Origin of the sequence: Parabacteroides sp. AM17-47, from assembly GCF_003434625.1 — a bacterium.
GTDB lineage: Bacteria > Bacteroidota > Bacteroidia > Bacteroidales > Tannerellaceae > Parabacteroides > Parabacteroides distasonis.
In genome coordinates this window covers 156,274-179,864 of sequence record NZ_QTLI01000011.1, presented here as the reverse complement: position 1 = coordinate 179,864, position 23,591 = coordinate 156,274, and the positions used below count along the sequence as shown (strand labels likewise).

The following is a 23,591-nucleotide window of genomic DNA, read 5'->3' as shown; positions in this document are numbered from 1 at the left end:
TTTGGATAACTTTTATTATCCGAAATTTCGGATAACAGAAGAGAATCCCCAGAATAAAGCCGCATTGGATTATACGATCGGTACGTTATTATTATCGAAAGACCTGCCCGCTATAAAAACGTTTGTTGAAAGATTCAGTGGGACGGAAGTACTCCCTATATTACCCGAACCCTTGCAACAAGCCGTGATCTCTTATGCGGAGCATGATCCGGAATATTGCCGCAAGTATGGGGTAACCGATAAAGTCCTGTCCGAGTTCTCGATATTCAAGCAACGTGTATTGGGACTAAGGCATGCCCGACAAAATGTAGCGACTGGAATAGCCGACTATCAACCTACTTTCTGGTACTATTTGATACTCTCTAAATAAAACACATATGGAAAGACAGACTTACACAAATACAAACCGATATCTTTTCCTTTTTCTCATCGCCTTGATGGTTTCATGCTCCAAAAGCGACGTACAGATCGCCAAGAGTCTAAACAAGGAAATCGCCATTTATCCGGATTACAAGGATGTGACCATCCCTGTGAACATCGCCCCGCTCAATTTCTCTATCGCCGATAGCAGTGAGCACTGCCTTATCATTAAAGGGGAAAAGACTCAACTCCAAGTCTATAGCGATGAGGGGCTCTTTGAGATCCCACAAAAAAGATGGAAAGCCTTATTGAAAGAGAATGCCGGAAACCAAATAGAATTGACCATCGCTAAACGCATACAGGGCGAATGGAACGCCTATACGCCTTTTCATATGGACATCGTAAATGATTCCATTGATAAATATATAGCCTATCGGTTATTAGCCTTGAGCAATGATATGTGGAACAGGATGGGTATCTATCAACGGAACTTGGAGAATTATGACCAAAGCGTGATTTATGAGAATAGCTTAACCGACTATAACTGCGTAAACTGCCACACGTTTTCCTCCGGGAACCCGGATAAAATGATTTTCCATATGCGAGGCAAACACGCCGGTTCCGTACTGATTGATGGAAAGAAAATCACCAAGCTAAATACCAAGACTCCCGAGACCGTCTCAAACTTTGTCTACATGTATTGGCATCCGAATGGTAACTATCTGGCGGCCACCGTATGCGATACCTACCAAAACTTCTTCATCAATAATCCCAATACGCTGGAAGTATTGGATCATAACTCCGATATCGTGATCTATGACGTGAAGAAGAACGAGGTATTCTCTTGCGAAGCGTTAAATTCCAAAGACGCATGGCAAATATTCCCTGCGTTCTCTCCCGACGGGAAGAGCCTCTATTTCAGTTCGACCGCCGCCGTAGATTCTATTTCTAAGAATTTCAGACAAATGACCTACAGCCTATGCCGTGTCGACTTTGACCCGGAAACCCGCACCCTAGGCCAGCAAGTAGATACTTTATACAATGGCCGGGCCAATCACAAAAGCGTATCCTTCCCTAGAATCTCACCGGATGGTAAATATCTGGCTTTTACCCTACAGGAATATGGCGGTTTCGGGGTTTGGCATAAAGACGCTGAATTATATATGATCCGCCTATCCGACGGAAAGACGTACCCGCTGAGCGAGGCGAACAGCGCCGAAGGAGAAAGCTACCATTCATGGAGCCACAACAATCGTTGGCTGGTATTTAGCAGTCGCAGGTTGGATGGATTATACACACGCCCGTTCTTTACCTATATCGATGATAAAGGTACGGCCCATAAACCATTCCTCCTGCCGCAAAAAAATCCCGTAAAATATTATAAAGACCTGTTGTGGACTTACAACCTCCCGGAGTTTATACAAGAAAAGGCCCAAGTAGATACGCATGCCGTGATGGAAACCATGAGAAATACAAAAGGAATCCAAGTAAAATAAGAACAATAGCTAGGGTGGGCGAAAGGAGATAAGGATGTCTGTTTGGTTAAATCTACCCACCCTTAGCTATTGATCTGTTTGCTCACTCTTTTATCTTCACCGAGAATAGAAATAGAGCGTTTCAAATCAACGCCCATATTTCCATTTGTTGTATTCATAAAATAAGTACAAACTTTCGGCAATCAGATTTCACTCTTTAGTGAAACAAACATATGTAATCTGCGTTTATAGATTATCAAATGTCTCTTTAAAAACTTGAGACAAAAATAAACTATTTTGATAGAAAAATAGGTCTGTAAATATTCACATTTTATTCACAACACACACCAAAACGTTCATTTATCCTAGGAAGCATCACAATTTAACATTTAACTGCTCCATCATCACTCCGGTCTTCTCCCTTGCCTCCGTCACATCCAAACCACGAGCCAGCAAGACGGCCATACGGCGATGTCCATGAACTTCCGGTTTTCCAAAGAAACGCATCTGCGTATCGGGTTGTTCCAAAACCTTATCCAGATTCCCCAAAGACAACCGGTCACTGTCCCCTTCCACTACAACGGCACGGGAAGCTCCCGCTCCATGAAACACGATATTAGGGATCGGCAAGCCAAGCACTGCACGGGCGTGCAAAGCGAATTGAGACAAATCCTGTGTAATCATCGTCACCATTCCGGTATCGTGCGGACGGGGGGAAACCTCGCTGAATATGACATCATCTCCTTTAATGAATAATTCCACGCCGAAAATACCACGTCCGCCTAAAGCCTCGGTGATCTTACCGGCGATCTCACGGGCTTTCGCTTTAGCGGCAAGGCTCATGGCTTGCGGTTGCCAAGACTCCCGGTAATCACCGTCCACCTGAACATGTCCTACGGGTTCCAAGAAAGACGTTCCTCCGATATGCCGAACCGTCAGCTGGGTAATCTCATAGTCGAAATCCACGAAACCTTCCACGATCACCTTACCCGCTCCAGCACGTCCTCCTTCTTGGGCGTACTGCCAAGCACGATCGATATCCTTTTCCTCACGAACCACGCTCTGTCCGTGTCCGCTTGAGCTCATGATCGGCTTCACCACGCAAGGCATACCGATTACCTTCACCGCTTCTTTAAATTCCTCCTCGGTCTCGGCGAAACGATACGGCGAGGTAGGCAAGCCCAGCTCCTCGGCCGCCAAGCGGCGGATTCCCTCACGGTTCATCGTCAGCCAAGTGGCACGGGCGGTAGGAATCACATGGTATCCCTCTTCCTCCAGTTCCATCAAGGTACGGGTAGCGATCGCTTCCACCTCCGGCACGATATAATCCGGTTTCTCTTTCTCGATGATCTCCCGCAAGGCATCGCCATCCAGCATGGAGACCACATAGGAACGATGCGCCACCTGCATGGCCGGAGCGTCCGGATACTTATCCAAGGCGATTACCTCCACGCCATAACGCTGCAACTCTATTACAAACTCTTTCCCCAATTCGCCCGAGCCACAAAGCACGACTTTAGTTGCCGTAGCCGATTTGGGCGTACCAATTGTTACCATAAATCTTTCTGCTATTTGAATTTCGCCGCAAAGGTAAGGGTTTAGATAAAGATAGCCTAGGGCTTTTTTCTTTATCTATTAAGTGGAAGAAGCAGAGAGATTCATTATCTATCAGTTGTTGGACGATCATGCACCAACTGTTGGATGATCGTCTACCAATTGGTGCATGATCGTCCAACGGATGGTAGAAGATGTATACATATAGTACCGGCACGTAAAGTTACCGCACGTACAAGCTAATAGATATAGATGGTAGAGCTAAACCTTTTCGATCAAAACCTTTTGTTAATATTACATAATTATAAGTACCTTGCGATACAAGGTATCTTAGTAAAGCATATATTTGTGACCAAATGATAAAAGTGTTCACCAACAGTGTAACTTATTTAGCAAACTGTACGTCTAATATATTAAAGTAACTACATAATATGATGATTCAACTGAGAGGAATAAACAAAACGTACTTTAATGGAGCCCCACTGCACGTTTTGAAAGGTATCGACCTAGATATAGAGAAGGGAGAGATGGTATCCATCATGGGAGCCTCCGGTTCCGGTAAGTCAACCTTATTGAATATCTTAGGGATATTAGATACGTACGACACGGGCACCTATCAATTAAACGGACAGTTGATTCAGAATCTCAGCGAAAGCCGTGCCGCCGAGCTCCGGAACCGAATGATCGGCTTCATTTTTCAATCTTTTAACTTAATCTCATTCAAGAACGCCATGGAGAACGTTGCCCTCCCACTCTATTATCAAGGGGTCAGCCGGAAAAAGAGGAATGCCATGGCGCTGGAATACTTGGACATGGTGGGATTGAAAGATTGGGCGGAGCATATGCCGAATGAGATGTCCGGTGGACAGAAGCAACGGGTAGCGATCGCCCGGGCCTTGATCGCGAAACCCCAAGTCATATTGGCCGACGAGCCGACCGGAGCGTTGGATAGCAAAACGACCGTGGAGGTAATGGAACTACTACGCAAGGTAAACCTAGAAGGGATGACCATGGTGATCGTTACCCACGAACCTTCCGTAGCGGAGGCTACAGACCGGATTATCCGGGTAAAGGACGGGTTGATTGAACGTATCGAAAAAGAAGAGAATCATGTTTGACTTTGATAATTTCAGGGAAATATGGAGCACCATCAAAAAGAATAAGCTCCGTACCTTCTTGACCGGCTTCTCGGTCTCATGGGGTATTTTCATGTTGATCGTGTTACTGGGGGCGGGAAACGGGTTGCGCAATGGCATCATGTACAACTTCAGGAATATGTCTACCAACCGGGTCGAGGTATGGACACGCTATACCACCAAGCCTTGGAAAGGTATGCAATCCAACCGCAGCATCAGTTTCAAGGAAGAGGACCTAGGCGCCTTGAAGAGAGACTTCAAGGAGGTGGATCTTTGCTCGGCTACTATCTCCCACAATGACACGATCACTTACAACGAGGAATATGTGACGGGACAAACCAATGGCGTATATCCGGATCATGCCCCGATCAATTACGTGAATGTAGAGACGCATAACGGCCGCTTCATCAATGAGCAGGACATGAGGGACCGAAGAAAAGTAATCGTGATCAGTCCCCGTATGGCGGAGGTCTTGTTTCGTGACGAGAAGCCGCTGGGTAAATACGTGAAATGCGGGAATATGATGTATCAAGTAGTCGGCGTGTACAACGATGATGACAAAAGCAATAACGCTCCCGCTTACATCCCATTCTCCGTAGCCCAATTGCTATATAATAAAGGATACGGCTTCGGATCGCTAACGTTTACCTTGAAAGGGGTGACTACCGAAGAGGAGAATGAGGCTTTCGAGGAAAGTTTCCGGGAATGGATGGCACGCCGCCACCAATTCGACCCGACAGACAAGAACGCTATCGGTATGTGGAACATGGCGAATGAGTTCTTGATGTGGAATAATATAATGAACGGGATTACCTTGTTTATCTGGATTATCGGTATCGGAACGTTGATGGCAGGAATCGTGGGAGTTAGCAACATCATGCTGATCACCGTACGGGAACGGACCCGGGAGTTCGGCATACGCAAGGCATTGGGAGCTAAACCCGGCTCGATCTTGGCATTAGTAATCGCCGAGTCCATCCTCGTAACAGCCGTTTTCGGCTATGTCGGGATGATCATGGGGATCGGGCTTACGGAGCTAATCAATCACGCGATGGAAATGGCCCAAGCCGGAGCCCAATCCGGTGGGAATATCGGAGAAGACACGACGGTCTTCCGTAACCCGACCGTCAATCTGGCGATAGCTAGCTCCGCTACGGTATTGATCATCGCGGCCGGTGTATTGGCGGGTTATTTCCCGGCACGCAAGGCGGTGAAAGTCACGGCTATCGAAGCCATGAGAACGGAATAATCATAAAAAAGAAAAGAACCATGTTTGACATAGACAGATGGGTAGAGATATGGGTGACGATCACCCGAAACAAGACACGCAGCTTGTTGACCTGCTTCGGCGTATTCTGGGGAATCTTGATGTTGGTGATTCTATTGGGAGCCGGAAACGGGATGAAGAACGCTATGTTCTCGAATATCAACGGATTCGCCACGAACTCCGCCTTCTTTTTCTCCGACCGGACCAGCGAGTCGTACAAAGGCTTTAACAAGGGGCGTCAATGGGACATGCGAAACCGGGACGTGGAGAGCATCCGGAAACAGGTGAAGGACATCGAGGCCGTCTCCCCCATCATCTGGGGAAATCGCTCGGACAAGAATATCGTTTTCGGCCAATTAAGCGGTACTTATAACGTAAAAGGCGTGCAGCCCGATTATTTCAAGATCGAGACCCAGCAGCTTTATTACGGACGGTTACTAAACGAGATCGACGAGATCGAGAAACGTAAGGTTTGCTTGATCGGCGCTAAGGTGAACGAGGTATTGTTCAAGGGAAATGATCCCTGCGGGAAATATATCCGGGTAAACGGGATTTACTACCAAGTGGTAGGCGTCACGAAGCAACGAGCCTCTAGCGTCAATATCGGCGGACGGGCCGAGGAAAGCGTATTCCTCCCTTTCAGTACCATGCAACAGACGCTGAACCAAGGGGATATCATTCACTTCTTGTGCGTGAGCGCCAAACCCGGCTATAAGATCGATCCGGTGATCACGCAGATCAAGGATATTGTAAAGAGCCAGAACCAGATCTCTCCTACCGACCCGCAGGCCGTGACGGTGATCAACTTGGCGGCTCAGTTCGAGACTTTCAATATGCTATTTATCGGTATCGATATCTTGATCTGGCTCGTGGGTATGGGTACGTTATTGGCGGGTATTATCGGTGTAAGTAATATCATGATGGTAACGGTTAAGGAGCGTACCCGGGAAATCGGCGTACGCAGGGCCTTGGGAGCGAAGCCTTGGAACATCATCTCGCAGATCATGAGCGAGAGTCTGCTACTTACGGCCTTAGCGGGTTTGTTGGGGTTAAGCGCCGGGGTATTCCTGCTCGATCTTGTAGATAAGATCATGAGTGCCCAGCCGGCTTCCAACGGAACCATGATGGAGCATCCGGAGGTAAGCATCCAGATCGCGGTAGCGGCCACGGTGATCTTATTATTCAGCGGTCTGCTGGCCGGGCTGATCCCCGCATGGCGAGCTATGCAGATCAAGGCGATAGATGCCATACGAGAAGAATAAACAACAATTGTCAATTAATAAAACTATATAATCATGAAGAATCGCATTGTAAAAAAGATCCTGCGTATCATCTTATTAGTACTTGTGGGAGCAGCGGTAATCGGTACATTCTATTTCTTATGGAAGAAAGCGCAACCGGTCATCACCGTTTATGAGATCGTAACCCCTGAAAAAGGGGATGTGGAAACCAAGACGGTCGCTACCGGAAACGTAGAGCCTCGTTTCGAGGTGGAGATCAAGCCGCAGATATCCGGTATCATCTCCGAGCTGAAGAAAGAAGCGGGGCAGATGGTCCAAGCGGGAGAGATTATCGCCATTATCAAGGTAATCCCCGAGATGGTACAGCTCAACAGCGCCGAATCGCGCGTGAACCTCGCCAATATCTCTTTGAAGCAAGTGGAAGAGACTTATAAGCGGGATACGCAATTATTTAAGCAAGGTGTTATCGCCCAAGAAGATTTCGATCTTTCCAAAGCGAACTACCTAAAAGCCGTGGAGGAAAAGGATAATGCGCAAAGTGCCTTGGAGATCATCCGCGACGGTATAGCCAAGAACTCCAGCGTGGCCAGTACGACCCAAATCCGTAGTACCATTACCGGTATGATCTTGGACATTCCCGTTAAAGTAGGTAACTCGGTTATCCAAGCGAATAATTTCAATGATGGCACGACGATCGCTACCGTAGCCAATATGAACGACATGATCTTCAAAGGAAACGTAGACGAGACCGAGATCGGACGCATCCACGAGGGAATGCCGATCAAATTGACCGTCGGCGCCATGGAAAGCCGTTCATTCGACGCTTTGCTGGAATATGTATCGCCCAAGGGAGTAGACAAGAATGGAGCCATTCAATTTGAGATCAAGGCGGCCGTAACGATCCCCGAAGATGCTTTCATCCGTGCGGGATATAGCGCCAACGCCGAGATCGTGCTAAAACGTGCGGAAGACGTGCTTACGATCCCGGAAAGTACGGTTGAGTTCCAAGGGGATTCCGCATTCGTTCAGTTAGTTAAACAAGAGCAACCGGAGCAAGTCTTCGAGAAGCATCCTGTAAAGGTAGGTCTGTCCGACGGTATCAAGATCGAGATTCAAGAAGGACTGGCCGCGACCGATAAAGTCCGGGGCGCAGCTATTGACCCGAATAAGAAATAAAAGAAAGATTGTATGATGAGAAGAAACTTATATATACTGGCAATCGCTTCCCTCCTGTCCGGAAACTATGTTTTCGCTCAGGATGCGGTGAAGCAATGGAGTCTGGAGGAGTGCATCCAATATGCCATCGAGCATAATATCGACTTAAAGCAAAAGGAGCAGGAACAGGAAAGCCGAAAGGTAGACTTACATACCAGCAAATACAGTTGGCTCCCGGCCCTAAACGGCAGTCTTGGACAGAGCTTCCAGTTCGGACGCTCCACGTCTAAATCCGGGGTGATCGTGGACCAGAACGCCGCCAATTCCACATTGGGGATCAATCTGGACATGCCTTTATTTGACGGGTTAAAAATACCGAACGATATCGCCGCCCGCAAACTTGATCTAAAAGCGTCTATCGAGAACTTGAATAAGGCGAGAGAAGACCTATCCATCAATATAGCTTCCTACTACCTGCAAGTACTTTATAATAAAGAGTTACTGAAAATAGCGCAACTACAAGTGGAACTAGACAAGGAGCAGGTGAATAAAACAGAGGCCATGGTGAACGCCGGAAAGGTGCCACTTTCCCAACTGTATGATATCAAGGCCCAATTAGCGAAAGATGAGGTCACGCTTACCGAGTCGCAAAACAATGTGAACCTCGCTTTACTGGATCTGGCGCAAAGTCTGGAACTAGAGCGAAGCGATCGGAGTTTCGATATACAGACTCCTGTAATTGAAGATGCGGTGGCTGATAATATGAGCAGCATCCTACCTCCGGAAAACATTTACGATCATGCGGTTACGTTCAAGCCTCAGATCAAGGAACAACAGTATTTGCTAGAGAGCCAAAAGAAAATGTTGCGTGTCGCGCAAGCGGGCTATTACCCCAAGTTAAATTTCGGGGCTAGTTACAGCAATGGATATTATCATTCTACTTCCGGAGGTGAATTTGCCGATACTCGTTCCTTTAGCGAGCAGTTTAAGCAGAATGGGCAAAAGATCGTCGGATTCTCATTGAGTATTCCACTTTTCAACCGCTTCCAAGTACGCAATAGCGTTCGTACCGCAAGGATCAACATTATCAACCGGGAATTGCTGATGGAAAATACAAAGAAAACGTTATACAAGGAAATCCAGCAAGCGTACTACAACGCAACGGCTTCCCAAGAGAAATATACGGCTTCCGACAAATCCGTCACGGCGAGCAAGGAAGCGTTCAATTATGCCCAAGAGCGTTACAACGCAGGTAAAAGCACTGTCTTTGAATTTAATGAGGCTAAAACAAAATACGCACAAAGTCTAGCGGAACAGGCACAGGCCAAATATGATTTTATCTTCCGTACGAAGATTCTTGATTTCTATAATGGCAATCCGATCCGTTTATAAACGTTAATTAACACTTCATTTTTTTCATTATACACACAAAGTTTAAGGGAAGATGGTCTTTATGGACATCTTCCCTTTCAGCATTCATTAATGCATTTAGTCTGCACAGAACTACAGTTAAAATACTTATCAAAAAATGTACATACCAAGACTCTAGAAATTCACAGCCGCAAATATACTAATTTTTATTATAAAAAAGCAAACTGTTATAAAACATTCTAAAACTAATATAATATTGATTGATATTACCAAATTCAATTTAGTTCTACTGGGGGAGTTCTTGCATTATGATAGCTGGCAGGGGAGTTTTTGGTCTTGGTTATCTGTCTGTTAATTATGCTTTTAAACATAGTTCTGTGCAGACTATGGTCTCTCGAAAAAATAATGTGTGTCTAATTAACAAACAAATTCATTCTATGAAGCACAAATTAACGCTTGTACTACTCTCATTCTTTCTGGGAGTGCAGTGTATGGTCGCCCAGCAAATGAAGGTGACCGGTGTAGTGATTAATGAAGATGATGGGGAGCCTGTTATAGGTGCATCCATCGTAGTAAAAGGAACCACTATTGGAACCATTACCGATTTAGATGGTAAATTTGAGTTAGAAACTCAGAAAGATGCTAAGCTAATTATTTCTTATGTAGGTTTACGGACTCAAGAAACTACAGCTCAGCAAAACATGAGAATTGTTCTTTCTTCAGATTCTCAAGCTATAGATGAAGTTGTTGTCGTAGCTTATGGTACCGCAAAGAAAAGTTCTTTTACAGGTTCCGCATCCACGGTGGGTGCCGCTTTGATGGACAAACGTCCATTGAGTAACGCCCTCTCCGCATTAGAAGGAAACACTTCCGGAGTACAAATGACTTCCTCTATCGGACAACCGGGAGAAGCTGCTAAGGTAACGATCCGTGGTTTTGGTTCTGTAAACGCGGATAATGCTCCTTTATATGTAGTGGATGGCGCCATCTTCAGTGGTGATATCTCTTCTATCAGCCCATCTGATATCGAATCAATGACAATTTTAAAAGATGCCGCTTCTACATCTTTGTATGGATCTAGCGCAGGTAACGGTGTGGTTTTGATCACGACCAAGAAAGGTTCTACCAGCAGTGGCGCAGGTGTTACCTTGAGTATCTCACAAGGTTGGTCTAGCAGAGCTTATAACGATTACGCAAAAGTAGGTGTATACGATTATTATCCTTTGCAATGGCAAATGTTGAGAAACGCAAATATGTCACTCGGACAAAGTGCTGCCGACGCTGCCGCTAATGCTTCTAAAGATATTATCAACAAATTAAAATATAATCCTTTCGTAGGAATCGCCAATGACGCAATCGTGGGCACAGACGGTTTATTGAATCCATCAGCCTCGGCTTTAAAATGGGGTGAGGACCTTGATTGGGAAGATGCCGCTTACCGTACCGGACATCGCCAAGAATATAATGTAAGCTACAATACAAAAACAGAAAAGAGCGACACATATGCTTCCATAGGCTATCTGAATGATAAGGGATATATGATTAAGACAGACTTTGAGCGTTACAACGCACGCTTGAACTATAATATCTATCCGGTGAAATGGTTCAAGAGTGGATTGAATTTAGGTTTAAGTCGCACAAATTCCAATTATTCTACTTCTACTTCTAGCAACTCCGCTGGTTATGGTAACTTATCTCGTTTCATTCGTTCTATGGCACCGATCTATCCGGTACATAAGCATGATATTGAGACAGGGGCTTATTTGGATAAAGAAGGAAACGTAGTTACTGATCCGGCTTTATATACCTATGATTATGAAGGAGCCCGTATCTCCAGCAATGGACGCGACGGTATCGCTGAGGCCCTGTGGAACGATCGCTTGATGTCTACCACAAACTCTAGTGCCCGTACTTATGTAACGATCACTCCGATCGAAGGATTGAACTTAACAGTGAACTACGCATTTGACAATAAGGATGAACGCCGTAGAGTATATGAGAACCCAGAGGTAGGTGACGGAACCGCAGGACCGGGACGTTTGAACATCCGAAATAGAAACTACTTGACCCAGACTTTCAACCAATTGATCAATTACACAAAGACTTTTGGTAAACATAACATCGAAGCTTTGTTAGGCCATGAGAACTATAGCTACCGCTTCCAACATAACTATGGAATGAAGACCAACGAGATCGTTTCCGGAACATACGAGTATGGTAACTTCGTAAACGTAAGCTCAATGGAGTCTTACACACGCGAATATAAGAAAGAAGGATACTTCGCTCGTTTGAACTATGATTTCGATGATAAATATTATGTAACAGCCTCGTATCGTCGTGACGGTTCCTCTCGCTTTAGCAAGGATAACCGTTGGGGTAACTTCTGGTCATTCGGAGCATCTTGGCGTATCAGCCAAGAAGATTTCATGGAAAACTTGACTTGGGTGGACAATTTGAAACTGAGAGCATCCTACGGTGAAACCGGAAACGATGCCATCTATTATACAGATGATGACACACAACAGGATTACTATCCTTATCAAACCTTGTATAATTTGGGTATCAACAACGGTTCGGAAGCAGGTCTCTACTTCCCGACTATGGCAAACAATAATTTGAAATGGGAGACACAGGTTTCTACCGACGTCGCTTTAGAATTCGGATTGTTCGGTCGCTTAAATGGTACGGTCGAGTTCTTCCGTAAGGCCTCCAGAGACTTGTTATTCAATGTTAGCCAGCCGTTATCCAGTGGTGTCGAAAAGATCGTACAAAACATTGGTAAAGTTCGTAACCAAGGTGTGGAAATCGACTTAAACTACCAAGTATTAAAATCAAAAGATTGGAAATTATCAGTCGGCGCAAACGCTACATTCATCAATAATAAGGTGACTCGTCTGCCTGATGCCAACCGGAAAGATGGTATCATCAAAGACTCTAAGAAATTGATGGAGGGACATTCAATCTATGAGTTCTGGTTACGTCAATGGTGGGGTGTTAATCCTGATAACGGAGATGGATTGTATATCTTTGATGCCGAAAACAACACCGATGCGAATGGTAATATTAAAGATGCGGTAAAAAAGACACTTGTAGAGAAAGATGGTCAAGTATTGACAAACTCTTATAGCTATGCGAAATATGATTTCAGTGGTTCTGCCGTTCCGAAAGTATATGGTGGTTTCAATATCAATTTGAGCTATAAGGCATTCGACCTTTCTACCGTATTCTCTTATTCATTAGGAGGTAAGGTGCTTGACTCGAGTTATAGAGGATTGATGGATGTAGGTGAGTTCGGTTATGCGATGTCACCGGATCTACATAACGCATGGACAACTCCGGGCCAGATCACAGATGTACCTCGTTTGGACAATAACTCAGATCATGCGACTAGCATTGGACAATCCTATTCTACACGTTGGTTGACAAACGCAAATTACTTGAACTTGCGTACTGTCACTTTGGCTTACAACTTGCCTAAGTCTATCCTAAACGTTATCAACATCAAGAGTGCACGCGTCAATGTCAGCGCAGAGAACTTATTCATGTTGAAAGCCCGTCAAGGTCTGAATCCGCAAGCTAACTATGCCGGAGTATCTTACAATGAATATATGCCGGCTAAGAACTTTACGATCGGTTTAAATGTATCGTTCTAAATTCATAATACATCAAACAAAGGAAAAGATATGAAAAATATACAATTATTCAAACACATCGCAGCAGGACTGCTTCTAAGTGGCTCGCTTATCGGCACAAGCTGTTCCAGCGATTATATGGATACAATCCCAACCGAGAACGTTTCATTCACGACAGTATCCACTTCGCTCGACAATCTTTATCTTGCACTGAACGGTATTCATCGTAAGATGGTATCTCAAGACTTAGGCAACCAAGGTTTGGGAGGTGAGCCCGGTTTCATCATCGGTCGAGAAGCGTTGGCTGATGATTTGACATGGGACACGCAGACTTGGCATCAAGGTTTCTTAAACTGGAGTTATCCAACGAACGCAACAAGTTCGTACAACTCCGGTGAGTGGGAAACTTATTATAAGTTCATTTTGAATGCAAACAACATCTTGAAAGCGTTGAATGATAACTTTAGCGATGAGTCAAAACTCACAGATAGCGAAAAAGCGCTTGCGAACCATATCAAGGGCGAGTGTTTGGCAATTCGTGCATGGAGTCATTTCAATCTAGTACAATATTATGCGAAACCATATCGTAACGGACAGGACAACTCTCAACCGGGAGTTCCTTATCGTACGAGTCCGGAAATCGAGCCTATGGCACGTAATACGGTAGAAGAGGTGTACACGAAGATTCACGGAGACTTAGACGAAGCGTTGAACTTATTGGCAGACTATGAGCCAAATGATAAGAATCATTATAGCCTAGCATCGGTTTACGGATTGAAAGCACGTGCTCTTCTGACTCAACAGAAATACGCAGACGCAGCTACGGCCGCGGTGAATTCTATCAATGAAGCAGAGAAAGATGGCTGTAAGATCATGTCTCAGTCTGAATTGATGAATGGTTTCGCTAATATCACTTCCGCTACAAAAGAGGCGATGTATGCTGCTATGACGCAGAATGACCAAACGGTTTATTTCTACTCTTTCTATGCGTATATGTCTTGGAACTTCAACTCCAGCTCTATCCGCACAGGTATCAAATGTATCAGCCAAAGTACTTACGACTTAATGTCGCCAACCGATCTTCGCCGTCAATGGTGGGATCCGACAGGAAAGGCAGAAGTACCCGCAACTTCTTACAACCAGCGTGTTTATCAGAACCGCAAGTTCACAGCACGCTCTACAGCTGATGCTGTAGGTGATTTTGCCTTCATGCGTATCAGCGAAATGTACTTGACAGCAGCCGAGGCTTTCGCTCGTTCCAATCAAGACGCAAAAGCAAAGGAATATTTGCAAGCCTTGTTGAAAGAACGTGATCCAGAGTACAAGGATTTGGGTAACACAGGCGCAAAACTAGCGGATGAGATCATGACACATCGCCGTATCGAACTTTGGGGCGAAGGTTTCCGTTGGTTCGACTTGAAACGTCTAGGTTTGCCATTGGATAGAACCGGTTCTAATTTTGACGCTACTTTCTGTGGTTTCTTGCACAAGGATCCGAATGCTGATGGCTGGATCTTCGAGATTCCAAAAAAGGAAACAGATTTCAACGACTTGATCGAAAAGAACTATTAACACTCTTTTTACGTTAACTTACATTAATCACAATCCCCAAAGTATACTTTAACAGGTTATCTTTGGGGATTTCTTATATCACTATTTATGAAAACAAATCATTTATTTTCAGCTCTGCTCTCTTTAGCGCTTATATGTCCTGGAATAGCGCAAGAAACACATTATCAACGTCCTCCTGCAGTTATCGAGGAAGTGGCCTTGGCCAAGCTTTCTCCTATCATCCGAATTAGTGATAACAATCAGTGGGCACTCCAGTTAGAGCGTTCCCCGTACCGGTCTATCGCCAAGCTTGCGCAACCGGAGCTTAAATTAGCGGGAATGCGTATCAGTCCCGAAACATTCAATACGAGCCGGCAAGCCGAATATACGGGTGCCAGTTTAATGAACATCGCTACTCAAGAAGAAATCAAGATAGAAGGAATTCCTGACAACGCAGTAATCACAGAAGCCTCATTCTCTCCTTCATCCAATAAGGTAGCTCTATTCGTGGAAGAGGCGAATGGCGTATATCTTTATAACTGTACCCCGGAACAGCCCGTAGCTCAGAAAGTAAGTACCCGTAAAATCAACGCGACAAGTGGAGCGGAGATCTTATGGATTAGCGACAATGAGTTTATTACGCTTATGGTTCCAGAAAACAGGGGGAAGGCACCGGAGAAACCCACAGTCCCATCCGGGCCCATCATTCAAGAAAGTACTGGAAAGGTGATGCCCGCTCGTACCTATCAAGACTTGCTGAAAAATCCGTACGACGAGCAATTATTCGACTATTACTTCACCTCCCAATTGGTACGTATAAAAGAGGGCATTGTGTACGAGATCGGAAAACCGGCAATCTACGGCAGTACACTTTCATTATCCCCGGATAAATCTTTGCTACTTATCGCGACAGTCCATCGTCCGTATTCCTATCAAGTACCGGTATATAACTTTCCACAAAAGTTCGAGGTTATCGACTTACAAGGTAATTCCATTTATACGTTAGCGGATAATCCAACCATTAATATACCGATGGGATATGACACGACCTCGCCTTATCCCCGCCAATTCGGATGGAGATCGGATCAACCGGCTACCGTTTACTGGGCGGAAGCGCAAGATAAAGGAGATCCTAAGCAAAACAAGACCGATTTCATGGATATTATCTACCAAATAAGCTATCCGTTCAACAGCGAGAAACAGGAAGTCGCAAAGACAGAGAAACGTTTCCGCAACATCCTGTGGAATGACGATGCTTTCGCTTTATTGATCGAGACTTCCCGGGAGACTCGAAAAAACAGGACATTTACTTTTAAGCCTTGCTCTTCTGAGTCTCCGGTTCTATTATTCGATGTATCCACCGACGATAATTACAACAATCCGGGAAATCCACTTACGGTTAAAAATGCGTATGGTAAATATATCGTTTATATCAATAAAGCCCACAATGAGTTATTGATGCTTGCCCAAGGTGCCTCTCCTAAAGGGGATATGCCTTACCTTAGCCGTTACAATTTAAAAACAAAAAAGAACACAGAACTTTGGCGCTGCGAGGACGGATATTATGAGACCATCCTAAAGGTAGCGAATCCGGAAAAGCTGCAATTGATCACTTCACGGCAATCCATTACAGAACCGGCGAATCTCTGCTCTCGTGACTTGAGAAAGAAAAAATTCGCTCAATTGACTCATTTCGCCAATCCATATCCGGCCATGGCAAACGTTAGTAAACAAAAGATCAAGTATAAACGTGCGGATGGTTTGGATCTAACAGCGACCGTATACCTCCCTGCCGGATATGATAAAGCGAAGGACGGTCCATTACCTGTCTTAATGTGGGCCTATCCGAGAGAATATAAAAGCAAGGCCGAGGCTTCTCAGGTACGAGGTTCTCAATACATGTTTACGAATATCAACTATGGTTCTCCCGTCTATTGGGTTTTACGTGGATTCTGTATAATGGAAAATGTCGAGATGCCGATCGTTAGTACCAGTGAGGGAGCGGAGCCGAACGATGATTTCATTGAGCAATTGACAATGAACGCCGAGGCGGCCGTAAAAGTCATTTCCGAGATGGGTGTAGGTGATCCGAATCGTGTAGCCGTAGGAGGACATTCCTATGGAGCTTTCATGACAGCGAATCTATTAACACATACCAAACTGTTCAAAGCCGGCATCGCACGTAGCGGAGCTTACAACCGTACGCTTACCCCATTCGGCTTCCAAACAGAGACCCGTACGTATTGGGAAGTGCCGGAAATATATAATGCCATGTCGCCATTCATGTCTGCCGATAAACTACATGGAGCTTTATTAATCATACATGGTGAGATGGATAACAACTCCGGAACCTTTCCGATCCAATCCGAGCGCCTGTTCAGTGCCCTAAAAGGCCACGGGGCGATCGCACGTTATGTCGTATTGCCCTATGAGAGTCATGGCTACGCCGCCAAAGAGAACATATTACATCTATTGTATGAATGTGACCTATGGCTGGATCGTTACGTCAAGAACGCAAAAAAGTAAGTAGTACTGACTTTGTCAATGAAGTATATATCCTCTGACAGGAAAAGTATATTTCCTCTAACCAGTGAAGTATATCTTCTATGAGGAAGCCAGCCGGCAGCCACCAATTACCCTAAAACAACGATGCCCATCGTAAGGTTATAAGAATGCCCATCGTAAACTCCTTACAATGGGCATTCTTAACTCCTTATGATGGGCATTCAAAGAAAGCCCTATCTGAGATTCGTTTATTTTAGCAATGAACAAGGACAAAGATGATCCTTCTCGATATCCTTGAAATAGTTATAAGTACCTACCTTAAGATCCGCGCAAGCCGCCTCATCGCAAACAATGATTCCCTTCGGATGCAACTGCAAGGCGGTAATTGTCCACATTTGGTTCACGGCGCCCTCAACGGCTTGTTGCAACGCACGAGCCTTGTTATGACCATTTACCATGATCAATACCTCCTTAGCGTCAAGAACCGTACCTACACCAACCGTTACAGAAGTCTTCGGAACTTTATTCACGTCATTATCAAAGAAACGGGAGTTAGCGATAATCGTATCTGTAGTTAACGTCTTGATACGAGTACGAGAACTCAAAGATGAACCCGGCTCATTGAACGCAATATGGCCATCAGGACCGATACCACCCAAGAACAGGTCTACGCCACCGACCGCTTTCATGCGAGCCTCATAAGACGCACACTCAGCCTCCAAATCCTCGGCGTTACCATTCAAGATATTTACGTTCTCCGGTTTGATATCGATATGACTGAAGAAATTATTCCACATGAAAGAATGATAGCTTTCCGGATGATCTTTCGGAAGGCCGACATACTCATCCATATTGAAAGTGATCACGTTCTGGAACGATACGACACCCTGCTTGTTCAATTCAATCAGGTTCTTGTACATACCCAGCGGAGAAGATCCGGTAGGCAAGCCCAGTACGAATGGTTTTTCAGCGGTTGGATTCGCGGCTTTGATCTTCGCTGCTACATAATTGGCAGCCCATTTTGAGAGTTGCTCGTAATTAGGTTCGATAATTAGTCTCATAACGTTATGTTTTTTAATTGAAAGTTGTATCAACTTTCTTGTTTATAAATTAGATTTGTCGTTAATTGTTTTCAATTTCCCAGCCATTTCCTTGCCCAAAGCTAAACACTCCTCGTATTTAGTAGCGCTTAAACCTTGCTTCTGCTCAACCGGCGTACCGACAGTCTCCCACTTCATCTTCTCGCCAAAAGCCGCCAAACGTTTCACGGCGGCTCCAGCCCATGTGAAAGACCCGAAATAACCGAAAATACGATTTTTCACTTCACGCAACTCGATCTTACTCAACACAGCTTCCACCTCCGGGAACAATTGATTGCTATAAGTCGGGCTACCTACGATCACTCCTTTATATTTGAACACATCTTTCAAAATATAAGAAGAAGGGCTTTTGCTAACATTATGCATCACGATATTCTTAATGCCATTATCAGCCAAAGAAGCGGCGATCGCCTCAGCCATCTGCTCCGTGTTACCATACATGCTGCCATAAATAATAACCACGCCTTCCTCACCTTCGTAGCGGCTCATACGGTCATAGATATCGATCGCTTTCGACGCATATTCACGCCAAACAGGTCCATGGGTAGAGCAAATCGTCTGGATATCCAAGCCCGAAAGCTTCTGTAATGCCCTTTGTACTGGACTTCCATATTTTCCGACAATGTTGGAGTAATAGCGAATCATCTCTTCCCAATAATGCTCCACATTCATCTCCGTATCGATCACACCACCATCCAATGTGCCATACGTACCGAACGCATCCGCAGAGAATACGATTTTATCCGTAACGTCATAAGTAACCATCACTTCCGGCCAATGCACCATCGGAGCCATATAAAATACAAGCTCATGACGACCCGTATTCAAGGTATCACCCTCTTTCACCTCAAACAAGCCTTCCTTGATGCCATGATATCCTTCCAGCATTCCGAAAGTCTTATTGTTTCCGACAATCTGTACGTCCGGATATTGCTGACGCAACAAACGGATACTTCCCGCATGATCCGGCTCCATATGATTTACCACGAGATAATCCAAAGAACGTCCGTCCAAGGCATCCGCTACTTTTTTCAAGAAAATATCAGAGTAACAAACATCGACCGTATCGATCAATACGGTTTTCTCGTCTACGATCAAGTACGAGTTATAGGAAACGCCGTATGGCAACGGCCACATATTCTCGAAGAGGGCCTTTTGACGGTCATTAACTCCTACATAATAAACTTTATCCGCAATTTCTTTTAACTTGTACATCTTTTTTAATTGATAATTGATAATTGAAAATTGATAATCACGAAGCGTGTGCTCTCTAATCTTCAATTTTCAATCTTTAATTTTCCATTTCTTAGTGCTCTCCAGACAAACCAGCACCCTGCCAAAACAAACGGGATACTTAGCCATTGCCCCATATTCAACATCATTCCAGCCTCGAAAGGCTCTTGGTCATTTTTCACGAATTCTATGAAGAAACGAGACCCGAATACGCATATCATAAATACGCCGAAGATAAGTCCTTGCTTTTTCCAAGCCTCTTTCTTGAAATATAGCCACATACAGATAGCGAACGTCACCAGATAACAAGCGGCCTCATACAATTGCGTCGGATGGCTCGGAGCGGTAAAAATAGGCTCCGCCCCCATTCTCCATGCGTGTAAATTATCGATAAAACGAAATCCCCAAGGCAAATCAGTGGAATGACCGTAAATCTCATGATTCATCAGGTTTCCCAGACGAATCATAGCAGCTACCAATCCTGTCGGAACCACCAACTTATCGAAAGCCCATAACATACTTTTATGGCTTACTCGCTTCGAGTAGAAATAAATGGCGATAATTATACCTAACGTACCACCATGGCTAGCCAAACCTCCCTCCCAAATCTTGAAAATCTCAATCGGGTTGGCTAAATAATATTCCGGCGCATAAAACAAACAATGCCCCAAACGGGCACCAATCACCGTACCGAGCATCGTATAAATCAAAAGGGAATCGATCCATGCGGGCGGCAGTCCCTCTTTTTTCCACATCCGCTCTACAATCATATAGCCAATAGCGAAACCAATCGCGAAAGCCAATCCATACCAACGAATCTCCCGGGAACCGATGGTAAAGATAGCGGGATCGGCAGTCCATGTAATAAAATCAAGCATAATTATTTCAGTTGGCAATTGACAATTGACAGTCGACAATCGCAAGTCAGGATTTCCCGAACTGTCAATTGCCTGCTGTCAACCATCAACTTATATTAAACGAGTCTTCTAATTAAGTTCTCTCTCTCGCCGTACAGCATATCGATTATCGGCAATTCGATCATCGTATATGCGCCCGGTTGTTGCTTCAAGCTCGCACGAGCGACAGAAACCAAGATTTGAGCGGTCAAGGCAGGGTTATTGATCTTCATATCGAATTCGATCAACTGGTTCTGAGTCTTGCCCGATACACCTTTACGAACCAAGTTCACACCATGTCCCATGTCCAACAAATTATCGACACATTCAACCTGCATTACATGAGTCTCATCATGAGCGAAATAATCATCCGCCTTGATAGCGGCAGACACTTGCTTGAAATCGTATCCGTCTTCTACCTCGATATAAACCATACGACGGTGTACACCTGTTCCCAAAGGAATCGTCATACTTAAAGCCGCTTTCACGCCTTCGATAGCCTTCACGGCAACCGTATGCCCCATACTCATTCCCGGACCGAAGTTCGTATAAGTAATACCTTTCGGCACCATCGCTTCTAACAAAGCACGTACCACTGAGTCGCTTCCCGGATCCCAACCGGCAGAAATTACAGCTACCGTATTATGAGCCTTCGCTACAGCGTCCAAAGAACGACGTAAATCCACGATACCTCCGTGGATATCGAAACTATCGACCGTATTGATGCCTAATGCCAGAATCTCTTTCGCATGCTCTTCCACGCTGCGTGTAGGAGTAGCCAAAACCGCTACGTCAACCTTATCTAACTTGGTGATGCTATCAGTAACCGTGTATGCCTTCAACTCGTCCGGAATATCATTCGGATTACGACGAATAATACCTGCTACCTCAAAATCCGGGGCAGCTTCAAGGGCCTCTAACACATATTTCCCGATGTTGCCATAACCTACGATGGCGGCTCTAATTTTCTTCATACTCTAGTTTTTACTTTTCAACCAACCGCAAAGTTAGATATAATTTAGAGCTTTAACAATAAGGAATACAGTTTTTATATCATTTTCAGAATGATATAGATCCTCACTCTTTCACGAATGAATCCGGATAGGTAGTAAGCTGCTCTACACCGGCTTTCGTACGAATCCAAGTCTTGAAGGTACGGGCTCCCTCGTTCAACTCGATCACACGTGCTCCATTTGGTATATGGATGTATTCCGTCGGACCACCCGTAAAACGACCGTAAGCCAATAATACGTCATACCAGCAAACCGCATAATCATCGTCATGATCATGGCCGACAAATACGCCCATCACGTCCCCGTTTTCCTTAATCGCCGTAAATAAGCCGGAATTCAAGGCCGGAGCGCATGCCTTTTCCCTACGTATGCCATAGAGTTGGGCATTCTCATCGGAAGCCGCTTGATTAAACTCCGGCAATGCGATATGGAAGAAAGCCAAAGAAGGAACCGGCTCTCCCCCGTTATTCCGGGTAAACTCTGCGCTTTTCTTACAATACCAATCGATCTGGTCACGCTTAATATAATCGTATCCTTTTACCCCTTTGATAGTTGAATAGGTATTCGAGTCGATGCAATACAAAACGCAAGCATCCTTCTTACCATCGGACGAACGTACGGTCAAGGCGTAATTACCAACACCAGAGATTTCGGGGACCTCATCCGCCGTCAAACTATACGGTAGGCTTTCGGCTACTTTCAGCAACTCCTCTTTTGTCGCCCCCTGCTCATTATCATGATTTCCGAAAACAATGGAGAACGGTATTTTACGGTCGGAGACTGTCTTCAATACATTCCGCATATTTTCCAACGCAGGTTTGCTATAGATAATATCTCCCGTAAAAATCACCAAGTCCGGTTTCTCGTCATCCAACACTTGGTTCATACGCTCAAAAGCGATGTCCGAGCGAGGGTCTTGCCATTTTACATGCAAGTCCGTAAACTGTACAATCTTAAACTTCTTATCCGGATTAAACTTCAACCCCGGTTTCTGGGCAAATCCCAAAGAACTCAAGCCGGCGGCCAATAACAAGGCCCCGGCAAACATCCACTTTCTCACACTCATCAAATCTCGTGTTTTTTGTAATTAATAATTATTTATTCCTTTCCGAAACAAGCGTCGAACGCATGTGCGGAAGGTTGGAAATCCACTCTCTTCACCAATTCGCAAGATTCCCGTGCCCCATGTTCCCGATCCATAGCGCTATCTTCCCATTCCACGGAAAGCGGACCTTGATAGCCAATTGAATTCAAAGCACGGATAATCTCCTCAAAATTAATCTTTCCTCGTCCTAAGCTACGGAAATTCCAATATCGGCGGGGATCGCCGAAAGTAACATGACCGCCAAATATACCCACCTGCTTGGGGGTATCACTCCAATATACGTCCTTCATATGCACATGAAAGATACGCTCCGGAAACTGATAGATGAAATCCACATAGTCCACCCCTTGGTATCCTAGATGACTCGGATCATAGTTAAAACCGAAAGCAGGATGGTTATTTACCGCCTCCAATGCTCTGCGTGCGGAAAAAGTATCGAACGCGATCTCTGTAGGATGTACCTCCAACGCAAAACGTACACCCAGTTTCTGAAACTCATCCAAGATGGGCGTAAAGCGACGGGCGAAATCATCATACCCCTTTTGTATCATCGCGTCCGTTACCGGAGGGAAAGAATACAAATAATGCCAAATAGAACTACCCGTAAAACCTACAACCGTATCGACTCCCAGCATCTTTGCCGCATGAGCGGTCCGGATCATCTCCTCGGTAGCCCGTTGGTGAACCCCTTCCGGATCGCCATCTCCCCAAATATAATCCGGCAAGATCGCCTTATGGCGCTCATCGATATTATCGCAAACAGCCTGTCCTACCAAATGGGTAGAGATCGCATAAAGCCGTAAGTCATATTTCTTTAACAGATCCTTGATTCCTTGATAATAAGCCGTATCCGTACGTCGGACATCCACATGATCGGGAAGTCCCAATTCCACACCGTCGTATCCGAATTCTTTCGCTTTTTGACAAACTGTTTCCAGTGATAAATCTCCCCACTGGAGGGTATACAATGTTACAGGACGTGCCATAATAGTATTAT

At 45.0% G+C, this 23,591-nt stretch carries 17 protein-coding genes; 10 read left to right on the top strand and 7 right to left on the bottom strand.

Translation table 11 applies throughout. From position 1 onward, the window contains the following. Together DW205_RS11000 and DW205_RS10995 are read left to right on the top strand one after the other, a co-directional pair. Positions 1-370, top strand: a 370-nt coding sequence (locus DW205_RS11000; protein ID WP_233523146.1) for a DUF6057 family protein, incomplete at its 5' end; no start/stop codon positions are given. Between the two features lie 7 nt (positions 371-377). Then, complete coding sequence (locus DW205_RS10995) at positions 378-1,856, top strand: PD40 domain-containing protein (protein WP_005859301.1); 1,479 nt, start codon at positions 378-380, stop codon at positions 1,854-1,856. A 354-nt stretch (positions 1,857-2,210) separates the two neighbouring features. Here the strand turns inward: DW205_RS10995 and purT are convergent, their stop codons facing one another. After that, entirely contained in the window at positions 2,211-3,392 is a 1,182-nt protein-coding gene (gene purT / locus DW205_RS10990) for a formate-dependent phosphoribosylglycinamide formyltransferase (protein WP_005859304.1), read from the bottom strand. A 431-nt stretch (positions 3,393-3,823) separates the two neighbouring features. On the opposite strand from purT, the gene DW205_RS10985 reads away from it, so the two are divergent. The 8 genes from DW205_RS10985 to DW205_RS10945 all read left to right on the top strand — a co-directional run bounded on the left by DW205_RS10985 (position 3,824) and on the right by DW205_RS10945 (position 17,268). After that, the gene (locus DW205_RS10985; RefSeq protein ID WP_005867634.1) at positions 3,824-4,507 is read left to right on the top strand and encodes an ABC transporter ATP-binding protein; all 684 of its coding nucleotides are present in this window, start codon (positions 3,824-3,826) and stop codon (positions 4,505-4,507) included. Beyond that, entirely contained in the window at positions 4,500-5,774 is a 1,275-nt protein-coding gene (locus DW205_RS10980; protein WP_005867632.1) for an ABC transporter permease, read from the top strand. The genes DW205_RS10985 and DW205_RS10980 overlap by 8 nt, the downstream gene beginning before the upstream one ends. A gap of 20 nt (positions 5,775-5,794) precedes the next feature. Continuing rightward, on the top strand, positions 5,795-7,054 hold the full coding sequence (locus tag DW205_RS10975; RefSeq protein ID WP_005867630.1) for an ABC transporter permease: 1,260 nt from the start codon (positions 5,795-5,797) through the stop codon (positions 7,052-7,054). Positions 7,055-7,087: 33 nt separating this feature from the next. Beyond that, on the top strand, positions 7,088-8,209 hold the full coding sequence (locus tag DW205_RS10970; protein ID WP_005867627.1) for an efflux RND transporter periplasmic adaptor subunit: 1,122 nt from the start codon (positions 7,088-7,090) through the stop codon (positions 8,207-8,209). Between the two features lie 12 nt (positions 8,210-8,221). Beyond that, entirely contained in the window at positions 8,222-9,580 is a 1,359-nt protein-coding gene (locus tag DW205_RS10965; RefSeq protein ID WP_005859313.1) for a TolC family protein, read from the top strand. 416 nt (positions 9,581-9,996) lie between these two features. Next, on the top strand, positions 9,997-13,212 hold the full coding sequence (locus DW205_RS10955; protein ID WP_005867625.1) for a TonB-dependent receptor: 3,216 nt from the start codon (positions 9,997-9,999) through the stop codon (positions 13,210-13,212). Between the two features lie 30 nt (positions 13,213-13,242). Continuing rightward, positions 13,243-14,763, top strand: a complete 1,521-nt coding sequence (locus DW205_RS10950) for a RagB/SusD family nutrient uptake outer membrane protein (protein ID WP_005859319.1) — start codon at positions 13,243-13,245, stop codon at positions 14,761-14,763. An 87-nt stretch (positions 14,764-14,850) separates the two neighbouring features. Then, entirely contained in the window at positions 14,851-17,268 is a 2,418-nt protein-coding gene (locus DW205_RS10945) for a S9 family peptidase (protein ID WP_005867623.1), read from the top strand. A 227-nt stretch (positions 17,269-17,495) separates the two neighbouring features. On the opposite strand, the gene nagB is transcribed toward DW205_RS10945, so the two are convergent. From nagB to DW205_RS10915, 6 genes are all read right to left on the bottom strand, one after another. Beyond that, positions 17,496-18,308: a glucosamine-6-phosphate deaminase gene (nagB, locus tag DW205_RS10940; protein WP_005859323.1), complete on the bottom strand. Its 813-nt coding sequence runs from the start codon at positions 18,306-18,308 to the stop codon at positions 17,496-17,498. 42 nt (positions 18,309-18,350) lie between these two features. Next, on the bottom strand, positions 18,351-19,562 hold the full coding sequence (locus DW205_RS10935) for an FprA family A-type flavoprotein (RefSeq protein ID WP_005867620.1): 1,212 nt from the start codon (positions 19,560-19,562) through the stop codon (positions 18,351-18,353). Between the two features lie 62 nt (positions 19,563-19,624). Continuing rightward, positions 19,625-20,458: a prolipoprotein diacylglyceryl transferase gene (lgt, locus tag DW205_RS10930; RefSeq protein ID WP_005859327.1), complete on the bottom strand. Its 834-nt coding sequence runs from the start codon at positions 20,456-20,458 to the stop codon at positions 19,625-19,627. Positions 20,459-20,553: 95 nt separating this feature from the next. Continuing rightward, entirely contained in the window at positions 20,554-21,450 is an 897-nt protein-coding gene (locus DW205_RS10925) for a diaminopimelate dehydrogenase (protein ID WP_005867618.1), read from the bottom strand. A 103-nt stretch (positions 21,451-21,553) separates the two neighbouring features. Then, positions 21,554-22,555 (bottom strand): metallophosphoesterase family protein, encoded by a 1,002-nt coding sequence (locus DW205_RS10920; protein ID WP_005867616.1) that lies wholly within the window; start codon positions 22,553-22,555, stop codon positions 21,554-21,556. 32 nt (positions 22,556-22,587) lie between these two features. After that, positions 22,588-23,580 (bottom strand): sugar phosphate isomerase/epimerase, encoded by a 993-nt coding sequence (locus tag DW205_RS10915; protein WP_005859333.1) that lies wholly within the window; start codon positions 23,578-23,580, stop codon positions 22,588-22,590. Between the last annotated feature and the right edge of the window lie 11 nt (positions 23,581-23,591).

Bases quoted from the DNA above. Each gene is read 5' to 3' on its own strand.
- DW205_RS10995 (WP_005859301.1), top strand. From the start codon at position 378: ATGGAAAGACAGACTTACACAAATACAAACCGATATCTTTTCCTTTTT.
- purT (WP_005859304.1), bottom strand. From the start codon at position 3,392: ATGGTAACAATTGGTACGCCCAAATCGGCTACGGCAACTAAAGTCGTG.
- DW205_RS10985 (WP_005867634.1), top strand. From the start codon at position 3,824: ATGATTCAACTGAGAGGAATAAACAAAACGTACTTTAATGGAGCCCCA.
- DW205_RS10980 (WP_005867632.1), top strand. From the start codon at position 4,500: ATGTTTGACTTTGATAATTTCAGGGAAATATGGAGCACCATCAAAAAG.
- DW205_RS10975 (WP_005867630.1), top strand. From the start codon at position 5,795: ATGTTTGACATAGACAGATGGGTAGAGATATGGGTGACGATCACCCGA.
- DW205_RS10970 (WP_005867627.1), top strand. From the start codon at position 7,088: ATGAAGAATCGCATTGTAAAAAAGATCCTGCGTATCATCTTATTAGTA.
- DW205_RS10965 (WP_005859313.1), top strand. From the start codon at position 8,222: ATGATGAGAAGAAACTTATATATACTGGCAATCGCTTCCCTCCTGTCC.
- DW205_RS10955 (WP_005867625.1), top strand. From the start codon at position 9,997: ATGAAGCACAAATTAACGCTTGTACTACTCTCATTCTTTCTGGGAGTG.
- DW205_RS10950 (WP_005859319.1), top strand. From the start codon at position 13,243: ATGAAAAATATACAATTATTCAAACACATCGCAGCAGGACTGCTTCTA.
- DW205_RS10945 (WP_005867623.1), top strand. From the start codon at position 14,851: ATGAAAACAAATCATTTATTTTCAGCTCTGCTCTCTTTAGCGCTTATA.
- nagB (WP_005859323.1), bottom strand. From the start codon at position 18,308: ATGAGACTAATTATCGAACCTAATTACGAGCAACTCTCAAAATGGGCT.
- DW205_RS10935 (WP_005867620.1), bottom strand. From the start codon at position 19,562: ATGTACAAGTTAAAAGAAATTGCGGATAAAGTTTATTATGTAGGAGTT.
- lgt (WP_005859327.1), bottom strand. From the start codon at position 20,458: ATGCTTGATTTTATTACATGGACTGCCGATCCCGCTATCTTTACCATC.
- DW205_RS10925 (WP_005867618.1), bottom strand. From the start codon at position 21,450: ATGAAGAAAATTAGAGCCGCCATCGTAGGTTATGGCAACATCGGGAAA.
- DW205_RS10920 (WP_005867616.1), bottom strand. From the start codon at position 22,555: ATGAGTGTGAGAAAGTGGATGTTTGCCGGGGCCTTGTTATTGGCCGCC.
- DW205_RS10915 (WP_005859333.1), bottom strand. From the start codon at position 23,580: ATGGCACGTCCTGTAACATTGTATACCCTCCAGTGGGGAGATTTATCA.